The sequence below is a fragment of the Nocardia sp. NPDC001965 genome (assembly GCF_053594175.1).
In genome coordinates this window covers 73378-88033 of sequence record NZ_JBSFDZ010000006.1, presented here as the reverse complement: position 1 = coordinate 88033, position 14656 = coordinate 73378, and the positions used below count along the sequence as shown (strand labels likewise).

General features: G+C 66.7%; 10 protein-coding genes. 4 read left to right on the top strand and 6 right to left on the bottom strand.

The window, feature by feature from the left end; all coding sequences use genetic code 11:
- Positions 1–475 precede the first annotated feature (475 nt).
- From gltB to ACWCPQ_RS12055, 3 genes are all read left to right on the top strand, one after another.
- Complete coding sequence (gene gltB, locus ACWCPQ_RS12065) at positions 476–5128, top strand: glutamate synthase large subunit (RefSeq protein ID WP_449897524.1); 4653 nt, start codon at positions 476–478, stop codon at positions 5126–5128.
- Between the two features lie 182 nt (positions 5129–5310).
- Positions 5311–6780, top strand: coding sequence for a glutamate synthase subunit beta (locus tag ACWCPQ_RS12060; protein WP_449897521.1), 1470 nt, complete (start codon positions 5311–5313; stop codon positions 6778–6780).
- 387 nt (positions 6781–7167) lie between these two features.
- Positions 7168–8067, top strand: coding sequence for a cutinase family protein (locus ACWCPQ_RS12055; protein ID WP_449897518.1), 900 nt, complete (start codon positions 7168–7170; stop codon positions 8065–8067).
- Here ACWCPQ_RS12055 and ACWCPQ_RS12050 read toward each other — a convergent pair whose 3' ends face one another.
- The 3 genes from ACWCPQ_RS12050 to lysX form a co-directional block, all read right to left on the bottom strand.
- A complete protein-coding gene (locus ACWCPQ_RS12050) occupies positions 8068–8679 on the bottom strand; it encodes a histidine phosphatase family protein (RefSeq protein ID WP_449897516.1) in 612 nt (203 codons plus the stop codon). It lies immediately after the preceding gene.
- Positions 8680–8822: 143 nt separating this feature from the next.
- Positions 8823–9296, bottom strand: coding sequence for a hypothetical protein (locus ACWCPQ_RS12045; RefSeq protein ID WP_449897513.1), 474 nt, complete (start codon positions 9294–9296; stop codon positions 8823–8825).
- Between the two features lie 132 nt (positions 9297–9428).
- Complete coding sequence (gene lysX / locus ACWCPQ_RS12040) at positions 9429–12752, bottom strand: bifunctional lysylphosphatidylglycerol synthetase/lysine--tRNA ligase LysX (protein ID WP_449897511.1); 3324 nt, start codon at positions 12750–12752, stop codon at positions 9429–9431.
- Between the two features lie 257 nt (positions 12753–13009).
- On the opposite strand from lysX, the gene ACWCPQ_RS12035 reads away from it, so the two are divergent.
- A complete protein-coding gene (locus ACWCPQ_RS12035; protein WP_449897509.1) occupies positions 13010–13231 on the top strand; it encodes an RNA-binding S4 domain-containing protein in 222 nt (73 codons plus the stop codon).
- 42 nt (positions 13232–13273) lie between these two features.
- On the opposite strand, the gene rraA is transcribed toward ACWCPQ_RS12035, so the two are convergent.
- From rraA to ACWCPQ_RS12020, 3 genes are read right to left on the bottom strand one after another with little or no spacing between them, the layout of a single operon-like run.
- Complete coding sequence (gene rraA, locus ACWCPQ_RS12030) at positions 13274–13801, bottom strand: ribonuclease E activity regulator RraA (protein WP_449897870.1); 528 nt, start codon at positions 13799–13801, stop codon at positions 13274–13276.
- Positions 13802–13844: 43 nt separating this feature from the next.
- Positions 13845–14207 (bottom strand): DUF5313 family protein, encoded by a 363-nt coding sequence (locus ACWCPQ_RS12025; protein WP_449897507.1) that lies wholly within the window; start codon positions 14205–14207, stop codon positions 13845–13847.
- A gap of 56 nt (positions 14208–14263) precedes the next feature.
- Entirely contained in the window at positions 14264–14647 is a 384-nt protein-coding gene (locus tag ACWCPQ_RS12020; protein ID WP_449897505.1) for a DUF5313 family protein, read from the bottom strand.
- Between the last annotated feature and the right edge of the window lie 9 nt (positions 14648–14656).

The window sequence follows — 14656 nt, the reverse complement described above, 5'->3', positions numbered from 1 at the left end:
GATCGCCGCTGCTCGGAGGGGCGATCCCGGGATCGATTCGCCCCCGGAAGCTGCTTTACACTAGAAAACGCGCATATGTGGAGGAACGAATGAAGAAGCCCAGCTAGATCCGATTATTAGGGCAACCTTGGTTGGTTGGTCCCCGGACCTGGCTTATCGTTTGCTCTTACGCCGCACATACCGATGTCCGGCCTAGGGCATGCTCGGGTGACCACCGATCAGGCCAGCCTAGCGGGCGAAATCCCGCTCCCGGGTTCCGAACGCGTAAGCGTTTCGTTACCGGCGGGTACCTGTGCACAGCGACAGGTGGAAAAACTTCAGACGTGACTGCACGCCGAACACCATCAGCGCGGCTGGTGTCGGCCAACGTACGAACGCAGTCCAAGCAGGGAGCGTTCGACAGTACCGGCGTTCGACAGGGCGTACTCACCACAGGCCGCACCACGTCGAGGTCGACTTTTTCGAAGGCAGAGGCATGACGCAACTACCTGGCCACAGGTCCCCCGGACCCATCGGGCTCTACGACCCGGCGAACGAACACGACGCCTGCGGTGTCGCGTTCGTCGGTGATATGCACGGCCGCCGCAGCCGTGACATCGTCGACAAGGCTATTACGGCCCTGTTGAATCTGGAGCACCGCGGTGCCGCGGGCGCCGAGCCGAACTCCGGTGACGGCGCGGGCATCCTCATCCAGGTACCCGACCGGTTCTTCCGGGCAGTGGTCGACTTCGACCTGCCCACGGAGGGCTCCTACGCCACCGGTATCGCCTTCCTGCCCCAGGCCCGTCGGGAAGCCGCGCGCGCCTGCTACGGCGTCGAGAAGATCGTCAAGGAAGAGGGCCTGACCGTCCTCGGCTGGCGCGAGGTCCCGATCGACGAATCGTCGCTCGGCGCGCTGTCGCGTGATGCCATGCCGCTGTTCCGGCAGGTCTTCATCGCCTCGCCCGCCGACGCCACCGAACAGCTCTCCGGGATGGATCTGGAGCGCCGCGCCTACGTCGTGCGCAAGCGGATCGAGCACGAACTCGGCCGCTCCGGTGCGGGCGAGGGCGCGACCGGTAGGGAGTCGGTCTACTTCCCGAGCCTGTCCGGTCAGACCTTCGTCTACAAGGGCATGTTCACCACCCCGCAGCTGCGGGCCTTCTACCTGGACCTGCAGGACGACCGGGTGGAGAGCGCCCTGGGCATTGTGCACTCCCGGTTCTCCACCAACACCTTCCCGTCCTGGCCGCTGGCCCACCCGTTCCGTCGGGTCGCGCACAACGGTGAGATCAACACCGTCGCCGGCAACGAGAACTGGATGCGAGCGCGCGAGGCGCTGCTGCGGTCGGACATCTTCGGCAAGGATTCAGCCGGAAAGAACCGGCTGGAGAAGATCTTCCCGGTCTGTACCCCCGGGGCCAGCGATACCGCACGTTTCGACGAGGTCCTGGAACTGCTGCACCTCGGCGGCCGCTCGCTGCCGCACGCGGTGCTGATGATGATTCCCGAGGCCTGGGAACGCAACGAGAACATGGACGCCGAACGCCGCGCGTTCTACGAGTACCACTCGATGCTGATGGAGCCGTGGGACGGCCCCGCATCGGTGTGCTTCACCGACGGCACCGTCATCGGCGCCGTCCTGGACCGCAACGGCCTGCGCCCCAGCCGGGTGTGGATCACCGACGACGGCCTGGTGGTCATGGCCTCCGAGGTGGGTGTCCTCGATATCGACCAGTCGAAGGTCGTCCGCAAGGTCCGCCTGCAGCCCGGCCGTATGTTCCTGGTGGACACCGCCCAGGGCCGCATCGTCGGCGACGAAGAGATCAAGTCCCAGCTCGCCGCCGAACACCCCTACCGGGAATGGCTCGACGAGGGCATCAAGCATCTCTCCGACCTTCCGGACCGCCCGCATATCCACATGTCGCACGACCGGGTGCTGATCCGGCAGCAGATCTTCGGGTACAGCCTGGAAGAACTGAACCTGCTGATCTCGCCGATGGCCAAGACCGGGGCGGAAGCGCTGGGTTCGATGGGCACCGATACCCCCATCGCGGTGCTGTCGTCGCGGCCACGTTTGCTCTTCGACTACTTCTCCCAGCAGTTCGCGCAGGTCACCAACCCGCCGCTGGACGCCATCCGGGAAGAGGTCGTCACCAGCCTGCGCCGCCATATCGGCCCGGAATCCGATCTGCTGCATCCCAGCCCGGAGTCCTGTCGCCAGATCGTCATTCAGCAGCCGATCATCGACAACGACGAACTGGCGAAGCTGGTCCATATCAACGACGACGGCAGCCAGCCCGGACTGCGGTCGGTGGTCGTCCGCGGCCTGTACGAGGTCGCGGCCGGCGGCGAGGGCCTGCGCCGCGCCCTGAACGCGATCAACACCCAGGTCTCGGCGGCCATCGACGGCGGCGCCCGGATCATCGTGCTCTCCGACCGCGAATCCAACGAGAAGCTCGCGCCGATCCCGTCGCTGCTGCTCACGGCGTCGGTGCATCATCACCTGGTCCGGGAACGCACCCGCACCATGGTCGGCCTGGTGGTCGAGGCCGGTGACGCCCGCGAGGTGCACCATATGGCCACCCTGGTCGGTTTCGGTGCCGCGGCCATCAACCCGTACATGGCCTTCGAATCGATCGAGGACATGCTCGACCGGGGCGCTCTGGAGGTTCCCGGCAGCACCGGCGACGTGGCCGCCGATTACCGCAAGGCCGTCGCGAACTACAACAAGGCCGCCAGCAAGGGTGTGCTGAAGGTGATGTCCAAGATGGGCATCTCCACCGTCGCCTCCTACAACGGTGCGCAGCTGTTCCAGGTGATCGGCCTGTCACAGGAACTGGTGGACGAGTACTTCACCGGCTTGCGCTCGCACCTGGACGGTATCGGGCTGGACGAGATCGCCGCCGATGTGGCGACCCGGCACGCGGTCGCGTTCCTGGAGAACCGCAACGAGCGCGCGCATCGCGAGCTCGAGGTGGGCGGTGAGTACCAGTGGCGGCGCGAGGGCGAATACCACCTGTTCAACCCGGACACCGTCTTCAAACTGCAGCACGCCACTCGCAGCGGGCAGTACTCGATCTTCAAGGAGTACACCAAGCTGGTCGACGACCAGTCCGAGCGGCTGGCCGCACTGCGTGGTCTGTTCAAGTTCAAGAAGGGCGCCCGCTCCCCGATTCCGATCGAGGAGGTCGAACCCGCCAGCGAGATCGTGAAGCGTTTCTCGACCGGCGCCATGAGCTACGGCTCCATCTCGGCCGAAGCCCACGAAACCCTGGCCATCGCGATGAACCGGCTCGGAGGCCGCTCCAACTCCGGTGAGGGCGGCGAATCGCCGGCCCGGTTCGAACCGGAGGAGAACGGTGACTGGCGTCGTAGCGCGATCAAGCAGGTGGCCTCGGGCCGCTTCGGCGTGACTGCGCACTACCTGACCAACTGCACCGATATCCAGATCAAGATGGCCCAGGGTGCCAAGCCCGGTGAGGGCGGCCAACTGCCCGCGCACAAGGTTTATCCGTGGGTCGCCGAGGTCCGGCACTCCACCCCGGGTGTCGGCCTGATCTCGCCGCCGCCGCATCACGACATCTACTCCATCGAGGACCTGGCGCAGCTCATCCACGACCTGAAGAACGCGAATCCGCAGGCGCGGATCCACGTGAAACTGGTCGCCGAGCCCGGTGTCGGCACCGTCGCGGCGGGTGTGTCCAAGGCGCACGCTGATGTGGTGCTGATCTCCGGCCACGACGGTGGTACCGGTGCTTCCCCGTTGACCTCGCTCAAGCACGCCGGTGGTCCGTGGGAGCTCGGCCTGGCCGAGACCCAGCAGACCCTGCTGCTCAACGGTCTGCGCGACCGGATCGTGGTGCAGGTCGACGGCCAGATGAAGACCGGCCGTGACGTGATGATCGCGGCCCTGCTGGGCGCCGAGGAGTACGGTTTCGCGACCGCGCCGCTGGTGGTCTCGGGCTGCATCATGATGCGGGTCTGCCATCTCGACACCTGCCCGGTCGGCGTGGCCACCCAGAATCCGGTGCTGCGGGAACGCTTCACCGGTAAGGCCGAGTTCGTCGTGAATTTCTTCACCTACATCGCCGAGGAAGTCCGGGAACTGCTGGCGGAGCTGGGTTTCCGCACGCTCGACGAGGCCATCGGCCGGGTCGATCTGCTCGACACCGCCAAGGCCAAGCGGCACTGGAAGGCGAGCAAACTGGATCTGTCGCCCATCCTCGACGATGTCGAGACGGCGTTCATGTTCCAGGACCGCCGCCGGACCAAGGAGCAGGACCACGGCCTGGACAAGGCGCTGGACAACGAGCTCATCGCGCAGAGCCGCGATGCGCTCGAATTCGGCAAACCGGTCCGGATCGATACCAAGATCACGAACGTGAACCGCACGGTCGGCACCATGCTCGGCCACGAGGTCACCAAGCTCTACGGCGGCGCGGGCCTGCCCGACGACACCATCGACATCACCCTCACCGGGTCGGCCGGTAACAGCTTCGGCGCGTTCGTCCCGGCCGGTATCACCCTGCGGGTGCAGGGTGACGCGAACGACTATGTCGGCAAGGGCCTTTCGGGCGGCCACCTGGTGGTCCGCCCGGCGCCCAACGCTCCCGCGGAATTCCGGGCCGAAGAGAACATCATCGCGGGCAACGTGATCCTGTTCGGCGCGACCAGCGGCCAGGCTTTCATCGGCGGTGTGGTCGGCGAACGGTTCGCGGTCCGCAACTCCGGTGCGACCGCGGTGGTCGAAGGCGTCGGTGACCACGCCTGTGAGTACATGACCGGCGGGCGGGTCGTCATCTTGGGCGATACCGGTCGTAACTTCGGCGCCGGTATGTCCGGTGGTCTGGCATTCGTCTACGACCCCGACGGTACTTTCGCGGGCCGGCTCAACCCGGAACAGACCGAGGCCGTCGAAGAGCTGTCAGGTGACGATTTCACCTGGCTGCGCGACATCATCGGCCAGCACCGCGACCGGACCGGTTCGGCGGTGGCCGAACGGATCCTGGGCGACTGGTCGCAGCAGGTCAACCACTTTGTAAAGGTCATGCCGCGCGAGTACAAGAAGGTGTTGCTCGCCATCTCCGAGGCCGAGAAGAGCGGTAAAGATGTCGATGAGGCGATCATGGAGGCCGCTCGTGGCTAGTAAGAACATTCCGCAGGTGGCGTCGATGAGGCGCTGTGACTATTCGAGGCCGCTCGTGGCTAGTAAGAACATTCGGCAGGTGGCGTCGATGAGGCGCTGTGACTATTCGAGGCCGCTCGTGGCTAGTAAGAACATTCCGCAGGTGGCGTCGATGGGGCGCTGTGACTATTCGGGGGCCGCTCGTGGGTGACACCCAAGGATTTCTGAAGCACACGTCCCGGGAGCTGCCCGAACGTCGTCCCGTGCCGTTGCGGCTGATGGACTGGAAAGAGGTCTATCAGGAGGGATTCCCGCACCAGACCCTGCAGCGGCAGGCCAGCCGCTGTATGGACTGCGGCATTCCGTTCTGCCACAACGGCTGTCCGCTGGGGAATCTGATTCCCGAATGGAACGACCTGGTCTACAAGGACCGCTGGCGTGAAGGTATCGACCGGCTGCACGCGACCAACAACTTCCCGGAGTTCACCGGGCGGCTGTGCCCGGCGCCGTGTGAGGCATCCTGCGTGCTCGGGATCAACCAGGATCCGGTCACCATCAAGCAGGTCGAGGTCGAGATCATCGAGAACGCCTTCGACGAGGGCTGGGTCACGCCGGTGTATCCGACCAGGCTCACCGGTAAGAAGGTCGCGGTCGTGGGATCCGGTCCCGCCGGCCTGGCCGCCGCGCAGCAGCTCACCCGGGCCGGTCACACCGTCACCGTTTTCGAGCGGGCCGACCGGATCGGCGGTCTGATGCGGTACGGGATCCCGGAATTCAAGATGGAGAAGCGCTTCATCGATCGCCGACTGGCGCAGATGGAGGCCGAGGGCACCGTCTTCAAGGCCGGTGTGAACGTCGGTGTCGACATCACCGCCGATGAACTGCGCGAGCGGTTCGACGCGGTGGTCCTCGCCGGTGGCGCCACCCAGGCCCGCGACCTGCCCATTCCGGGTCGCGAGCTCGACGGTATCCATCAGGCCATGGAGTTCCTGCCCTGGGCCAACCGGGTGCAGCACGGCGACGCGGTCACCGACGACAACGGGCTGCCGCCGATCCACGCGCACGGGAAGAAGGTCGTCATCATCGGCGGCGGCGACACCGGTGCGGACTGCCTGGGTACCTCGCATCGGCAGGGTGCGGCCAGTGTGCACCAGTTCGAGATCATGCCGCGCCCACCGGAGGAGCGGGCCGGCTCCACCCCGTGGCCGACCTACCCGCTGATGTACCGGGTGTCCTCGGCGCACGAAGAGGGTGGCGAGCGGGTGTTCTCGGTGAACACCGAGCGTTTTGTCGGCGCGGACGGCAAGGTCACCGGGCTCGACGCGCACGAGGTCAAGATGGTCAGCGGCCGGTTCGAGAAGGTCGAGGGCACCGAATTCACCCTGGAGGCGGATCTGGTGCTGCTGGCCATGGGCTTCGTCGGTCCGGACAAGCCGGGTCTGCTGACCGATCTCGGCGTCGGCTACGACCAGCGCGGCAATGTGCAGCGGGACAAGAACTGGGCCACCAATATCCCCGGTGTCTTCGTCGCCGGTGATATGGGTCGCGGCCAGTCGCTGATCGTCTGGGCGATCGCCGAAGGGCGCGCCGCCGCCTCGGCGGTGGACAAGTATCTGGAGGGTGAGACCGCGCTGCCCGCGCCGATCCCGCCGACCGCTGTCGCCCAGCGCTGATTCCGGAACGGCGGGGACGAACCGCTGAACCGGAAGCGATACGGCACAATCGAATACGTTTCGGTGCGGTGTTCTCGGAAGATTTCCGGGAACACCGCACCGTTTCTGTTCGAGGACCCGGGAAATCGCTGCTCCTGCCCACTCGGGGGAATTGCGCCGTCTCATATCCGCCGCGTCGAAACCAGGTCCGGGCTGGCGATACCAAGATCGTCGCTCTATTGTTATTTCCGGTGTGTCCCGGTACGAGATCGTGATCCGATCGTGTAATTGTGACGCGTGGTTGTTGTTCACCTGTTACACGCATCGGTGTCATCGGCCGGGTTCAGCATCTTGGCGATGACTCACACGGGAGCGTCCCCATCAGGGGCCAGGGTTGACTGGAGCAGAATGCAGTTCAAAAGGGTTGCCGCGGCGCTGGGCGCCTGCGCGGTGGTTGCGTCGGGATTGGCTTTCGGAGGATCGGCGGCCTCCGCCGATCCCGGATGCCCGAGTCTGTATGTGGTGGCAATTCCGGGGACCTGGGAAACCGGCCACGACAAACGTCCCACCCCGGGCATGCTCGCCAGGGTGACCAACGGCCTACCGTCGTCGGCCGAGGTCGATTACGTCACGTATGCGGCCACTGCGTTCCCGTGGGAAGGCGATATCTACGCCGACTCCAAGAACGAGGCCGTATCCAACGCTCGTGGCATGATCACGAATATGGCCGAGCGTTGCGGCGCCACCAAAGTCGCGATCGTGGGTTACAGCCAGGGCGCCGACGCCGCCGGTGACCTCGCCGCCGAGATCGGAACCGGTCTGGGCCCGATCCGGCCGGAACGTATCGCGGGCGTCGGCCTCATCTCCGATCCGCGTCGTGCCCCCGGTGATATCCAGGTCGGCCCGCCCGCGCCGGGCGCCGGAGCCGGCGGCCCCCGGGTCGGCGGATTCGGCTGGGTCAGTGACCGTACCCGCACAGTGTGCATCCCCGACGACCTCTACTGCTCCACCGCGGCGACCGATTTCATCACCCGCTTCGCGGGCTTCCTCGCGCAGAGCTCCGATGCCAACCCTGCCAATATCTGGCGCTACCAGATGGAAGTCGGTGCCATCGTCAGCGATCTGATGGCCAACGGTGGTCTGCCGACGCTGCAGGCCCAGCTGACCGAGGGCGCCAACGAGAAGCGGGTCAAGGACCTCGATACCTTCTACAAGTCCGAATCGCATGTCTCCTACGGCAGCTACAAGGTCGGCGGTGGCCAGACCGCGCTGTCGTGGATGCACAACTGGATCGCCGGAATGGCCTGATCAGCCGGAGATATTGCGCGGGAGCAATTCCCAGACGTGGCCGTTCTCGTTCACGGTCGCCGCGGTGCGGCGACCGGTACGGGAGAACAGGATCCGGGTGATCGAGCAGTAATCGATCGGGAAGGTCAGCGGCCGGGCCAGGCCCAGAATGTCCTGCAGGGTCACATTGACTACGCCGCCGTGCGCGAAGGCCACCACGGTATCGGCCGCCGCCGTGGTGGACGCGATTTCGGTGATCGCGTCGTGCACCCGGTGCCGGAAGGCATCGGCATCGATCTGCAACGGCAGATGGCCGGCCTTGATCCGGTCGTAGGCGTCGGTGAATTCCACCTTCGCGTCCTCGATCGGAATATACGAAGGTAGTTCCCGGTCGTATTCGGCCAGATCATCCATGATGTCCACGTTCAGGCCCAGTTTCGCGGCGGTCGGTGCGGCGGTTTCCCGGGCTCGGCGTTGCGGGCTGCTGATGACCCGGACGATGCGATGGGGTTCCAGAGCGGCGGGTACCCGTTCGGCCTGTTCCGCCCCGATCGGCGCCAGGCCGGGGTCGGCGGCCTGCCCCGCATTGTCGACCCGGAGCGGTTGGCCATGGCGAACGAGTATCAATTGCACGGGTCCACTCTGCCGCATCGATCCGGCAGGTGGACAGTCGAGGTCACGGCGCCGAACTCGAGCGGGAAGTCCGGTCGGGAAAGAAAAGGGCCCGGTTCGCCGTCTTCGCGGCGAACCGGGCCCTTCTGCGTGCCGGTCGGGACTTACTGCCCGGGGTACGGCGGCTGACCGCCCTGTGGCGGGTTGGGGTAGTTCGGGTCCGAGGGATAGCCACCCTGCTGGGGGTAGCCGCCTTGCTGGGGGTAGCCACCCTGCTGCGGGTAACCGCCCTGCTGCGGGTAACCGCCCTGCTGCGGGTAACCGCCTTGCTGGGGGTAGCCACCCTGCTGCGGGTAACCGCCCTGCTGCGGGTAACCACCCTGTGGTGGCTGGCCTGGCTGCGGGAACTGGCCCGATGAATTGTTGCCGCTCTTCTTGCGGGCGAGCAGGACGATCGCGACGATGACGACCACCACGAGCACACAGCAGATAATGCCGAACAGGCCGAAGCCGCCGCCGCCCTTGCCCTTGCTCTTCTTCCGGGCGACCAGATCCACTGTCGAAGCCAGCGTATCGGTATTCGCCCAGGCCGAATAGTCCACCTGTCCGGCGTGGGTGAGCAAGTCCACGTAACTCAATTCGAACCCCGTTCCAAGAGTGTTGGCCCCTCCTCCCGGGACCGAAGTGCCTACACCGTACTTCCCCGGGCAGTGGCTGGGAAACCTTCGAGACGACAGATCGGATCGCCGCGGTGGGCGCGGACCGGCTGATCATCGCGGCCGGATCAGTGGGAACGGCTGGGTCTCCCGCAGCGCGCGTCCGGTCAGCAGCATGATCACCCGATCCACACCGAGACCGAGCCCGCCGGTGGGCGGCATCGCGTGTTCCAGCGCGCACAAGAACTCCTCGTCGAGTTCCATCGCCACCTGACCTCCGCCGGCCGCGATCCGCGACTGGGCCGCGAGCCGCCGCCGCTGCTCCACCGGGTCGGTGAGTTCGCTGGACCCGGACGCCAATTCGATTCCCCACGCCACCAGATCCCAGCGTTCGGCCAGCGTCGGGTCCCGGCGATCCGGCCGGGAGAGCGGTGAGACCGAGTTGGGAAAGTCGGTGTAGAAGGTCGGCTCCAGGGTGGTCTCGACCACCAGCCGCCGGTAGAGGGCGTACGCGGTACGCCCCTCGTCCCAGCCGGGCTGGTGGACGATATCGGTCTTCTCACACAGTTCCCGTAGTTCGGGAAGCGGGGTCCGCGGGGTGATCTCCGATCCGATCTCCGCCGACAGCGCTCGGTACATCGACCGCACCCGCCATTCCCCGGAGATATCCGCCGCCGCCAGCGAACCGTCCGGGGTCGGGCGCATGGCGATCATCGAATCATTGGCGGCGAGCGCCGCCTGCTGGACCAGCTGCCGGCAGAGGGTCATCATGCGCCGGTGATCGCTGTGCGCCTCGTATGCCTCCAGCAGCGTGAATTCGGGCAGCTGATACGTGCCGGCGCGGATATTGCGGAAACCCGGGCCCAGCTCGAAGAGTTTCTCGACACCGCCGACACACAGTCGTTTCAGCGCCGGTTCGGGCGCGACGCGCAGATGTAGATCGGTGCTGTCGGCATCGATATGGGTGCGCAGGCTGCGGGTGGCGGTGCCGCCCGGCCCCTGCTGGAGTACCGGCGTCGTGACCTCCAGGAAACCGTAATCGTGCAGGGCATCCCGTAGGGCACGCACTACCGCGCTGCGCCGGGCCAGCAGTTCGCGCGCGTCCCGGTCGATCATCAGGTCGAGATAACCGCGCCGCATCCGGACCTCCGGATCATGGAGGCCGCGCCATTTGTCGGGCAGCGGATGCAGGCATTTGCCGAGCATCCGCCAATCCGCCACCAGTAGTGACAGTTCGCCGCGCCGGCTGTAGCCCAGCTGACCGCTGACCGATATCAAGTCGCCCAGGTCGGCGAGTTCGCCGAATTCGTCGAGGCGCTGCCGGCCGAGCCGGTCGCGGTCGAGCAGCAGCTGGATATCGCTGGTCCAGTCCCGGACCTGCGCGAAGATCACGCCACCGTAGTCGCGGCGGCGCAACAGCCGGCCGGAAACCCGGACAGTGGTACCGCGCGGGGCGCGCCGGGCCGCGGCCACGGTGTGGGTCGGTGGGAACGGCAGCGGGTAGGGGTCGATATTCGAGGCGGCGAGCCGGTCCAGTTTCCCGGTCCGCACGCGGACCTGTTCGGGGCGGTGCTCGGGTTCGGGGTCGGTCGCTGCGATCGTGTTGTTCGTACCGGGCCGGACGGGGGCGGGGCTCGCCGGCGCGCTGCGATGGCGGCCGGTGTGGGTGAACGCCGTGGATCTCCGGTCCGGTCCGGGCGCAAGTCCTTCGGCGCGCGCGGCGGCTACGGCGATTCGCGCGAGATCACCCGCGGTATCGGACAGAACGTAGCGGGGTACCCAGTGTGGCTGATAGCGCATACTCGCCCGGTGCAGCCGGTCCTGCTGCCACCAGCGGGTGCAGGCCAGCGGCAGCGCTCGTGCGCCGCGGACGATTCCGGCCGCTGTGCGCAGCGCGGGGAACGGTCTACGCGCCGCCGTGTTCGTGTGGCCCGCGGCCTCGAACACCGACCGGAAGAGTGTGAAACTCATTGATATCCGGTGGATGCCGTGCTGCTCGGCCCGCAGGGCGAATTCGGCGATCAGCAGATCCGTGGTCTCCGGGGGGCTGCCCGGGGCGTGGCGGAGCAATTCCATTGTCGCGCCGGTCCTGCCCCACGGCACCAGCGACAGCAGCCCGAGCACTCGCTCACCGCTGTCGACCGCCTCGACGAGCAGGCAGTCGCCGTCCCGGCGGTCGCCGAGCCGGCCCAGCGGTAGCGGGTACCCGCGTTCGGTCTCGCTGTGCCGCCAGTCCTCGGCGCATACCGTGAGCCGCGCGAGCTCGGAGGTCCCGATATCGCGGTGGCGGCGGATCCGTACTGTCACACCCTGTTTGCGGAGCCGGGCGACCGATTGCCGGACCGGGCCGAGTTCCGGTGCGGCGAGCGAGAAGCTCCGGGTGTCGAGTACGGCCTCCGCGCCGGCGTCGGCCGCGGTGAGCCCGGCTCGCCGGTAGACGGGAACGGCGGTTTCACTCGCCCCGATCACCGCGACCCGCCAGCCGAAACCGTGTGCGTAGCGCTGCCAGGTCTCGACTGCCTGTGGCCAGGAGTCGCGTGCGCCGAGTGGATCGCCGAGGGCCAGGCAGACCCCGTACTCCACTCGATAGCCGATGGCCGCCCTGCCGTTCGGAGTGAAGATCAGCTCCCGGTCGCGGCGGGTCGCGAGATAGTCGGTCGAACCGGCGCTGTCGGAATCCGCCAGCAGTGCGCGCAGGGCCGATTCGTCCGCGTCGGTGAGTGCGTACTCCGCTCGCCGGATGCGGTTCAGGACCAGCATTGCCGCCGCGAACGCCAGTGCGCCGAACAGTCCCACCAGGAACTCGGCCGGAAAAGGAGGTCGGCCGGCCGGTACCGCCGCGCCCGGTACCAGATTCGCGGTGAGCTCGGCGATCACCCAGCGGGCTCGCTGCGCTGCCGAGGACAGCGATCCCGGAAATACCTGGACCACACCCCAACCGGCGAGGGCCGCGATCAGCAGGCCCGCGGCCAGGCACACCGCCGCCGGGCGGGGTGCGCAGCGCCGGATGCGCGCACCGAATTCCGAACGGCTCAGCAGCAGTACGGCCAGTGCCGCCGCATGTGCCAGCGCGGCGGCAGCGGCGTGCCTGTCGTGGGCGCGCACGACATCGGACAGGTTCGCCGGGATCCAGCTCACCAGATACAGCACCAGTGCCCACCAGGCGATCCGTTTGTGTTCGGCCAGGCCGATCGCCAGCCAGCCCAGCAGACCCGCCCAGAGCAGGTTGGTATCGGGTGCGTACAGGTAGTACCGGTCCAGATAATGGCGGGTGCCGCCGAGCGCCGCCGACAGCGTCGGCGACAGACTCCAGAGCAGGCAGGCCCCCGCGGCGACGCCCGTTACCAGTGCGGCGATACGCGGTATCGCCGCGAACCGCCCGGGCCTGCCGGATCGGCCGGGTGGTTCGAGGTAGCGCGGTTCCTGCGTGGGTATCACCGTTCCAGTCTGACGCCAGCAATCACCGAATCATGGCTGTGGCCCGGCGTGTTAGTGGTATGTCCGGCCGGAAACGCACGTATTTCCCTGTGCGCGGGCACGGTTGGCCGATATGGGAAGTCGGGTCCCGGGCGTGGCGCGCGAACCTGTCCCGAAATGTCGGAAAAGTCTTGTTGTTACGCGACCGGAGACCTCGGATCGCCGGCTTGCCGGGGCCGGTCGGTACGCGGCGTGACCGGGAGAGTAAGCATGAACCTATGTCGGATCCAATCGATGTGCCGATCGACGACGGCGCCATACGGCTCGGACAGTTCCTGAAACTGGCCAATCTGATCGAGTCCGGGTCGGAGGCCAAGACAGTTATCGCCGCCGGCCTGGTGCGAGTGAACGACGAAGTCGAATTGCGCCGTGGCCGGCAGTTGAAGGTCGGCGACGTGGTCGCCATCGCCGGTCATTCCGCGCGGGTCGGCACCGGTTAGTCCGGGCCCGGCCGCCGGTACGGTGCGACGGCCGGGCGCGGGTCAGGACTCGGCGCGGACCACGATTCCGTCGTGGTCGCTGTAGAGCACGTCGCCGGGGTTGAAGCTCACGCCGCCGAACTCAACCGGGACGTTCTTCTCGCCGCTGCCGGTCTGCGTGCTCTTGCGCGGATTGGTTCCCAGGGCCTTCACCCCGATCTCGAGGGTCCGCAGAATCGCGGAGTCACGGACCGCGCCGTTCACCACGACGCCGGCCCAGCCGTTGTCGACACCCCGGCCGGCGATGATGTCGCCCACCAGTGCGGTGTGCACACTCGCCCCGCCGTCTACGACCAGTACCTGTCCGGCACCGGGTTCGCCGAGCGTCTGCTTGACCAGCAGGTTGTCCTGGAAGCAGCGGATCGTGACGATCCGGCCGGAGAACACCTGACGGCCGCCGAACTGGATGAACTGGGTGTCACAACTGCGGATATCGGGCCCGATCTCGTCGGCGAGATCCGCGGTGGCCACCTGCTGCTCTGATTCGGTCACGTTTGCCGATTCTGCCGGGTGGAACGCGGCAGCGGGCATCGCCCCCCGGCCGCGGGGCATTTCGCGGGACTGCGCGGAGCAGCTAAGTGCGGTAGCGAAGGTTGTACAGCTCACGATCGAGCTGGGAGAACTTCTGCTTGTCGACCACCTCCGGATCCAGCCCGTGCTGCACGAAGCGGAACCGGCGCCATACGTAGCTCAGGGCGATTCCGAAGACGATCAGCGGCACGATCATCATCACGATCAGGCCCAGCTTGAGCGTCATGGGTCCCGGGAACAGCAGGATCAGTACGAAGAACGGAATGATCGGCACGAGGAAGCGGATCATGTAGCGTTTCATCGCTCCGCGGCCGACGAGGTCCTGAACCACCCATTCATGCAACTCCGGGGGCAGCTCGAAGCCCAGATCGTAGACGATCCGTTGCCTGAAAGTCGGCTTGTTCATAGCTCCAGGCTATGCCGGTGTGAAATCGCTCACCAGGGTGAATTCCCGGTCGTAACTCAGGCGCGACCGTGCCGCTGCTCGTAGGCGGCCCGTTCGACCGCGGCGCGGCGGCGGACGTCGGCCACCGCCAGCTCCGGATCCAGTCCGTGTTTCACCAGCCGGTTACGCCGGAAGACGTAGGTGAGTGCCACGGTGAAGAAGACCAGCGGGATCAGCAACAGCGCCATCATCGAGGCCCCGATCCACAGCGGTCCCGGTACCAGCAGGAACAGCAGCAATATCAGTGCGGTCGGGACCAGCATCCGGACCAGGTAGCGCCGGGTGGCGCCCGGCCCCGTGAGATCGTTCAGCACCCAGTCCCGGTACTCGGCGGGCAGGGTCCGGCCGCAGATGTACCCGATCCGCTGCAGCGGACTCGGGGATCGGGTACCGGCACTCATGAGCCCAGG

What these genes read in the sequence shown, in the direction of transcription:
- ACWCPQ_RS12025 (WP_449897507.1), bottom strand. Translation starts at nt 14,207, where the DNA reads ATGAACAAGCCGACTTTCAGGCAACGGATCGTCTACGATCTGGGCTTC.
- rraA (WP_449897870.1), bottom strand. Translation starts at nt 13,801, where the DNA reads ATGCCCGCTGCCGCGTTCCACCCGGCAGAATCGGCAAACGTGACCGAA.
- ACWCPQ_RS12055 (WP_449897518.1), top strand. Translation starts at nt 7,168, where the DNA reads ATGCAGTTCAAAAGGGTTGCCGCGGCGCTGGGCGCCTGCGCGGTGGTT.
- ACWCPQ_RS12035 (WP_449897509.1), top strand. Translation starts at nt 13,010, where the DNA reads ATGTCGGATCCAATCGATGTGCCGATCGACGACGGCGCCATACGGCTC.
- gltB (WP_449897524.1), top strand. Translation starts at nt 476, where the DNA reads ATGACGCAACTACCTGGCCACAGGTCCCCCGGACCCATCGGGCTCTAC.
- ACWCPQ_RS12020 (WP_449897505.1), bottom strand. Translation starts at nt 14,647, where the DNA reads ATGAGTGCCGGTACCCGATCCCCGAGTCCGCTGCAGCGGATCGGGTAC.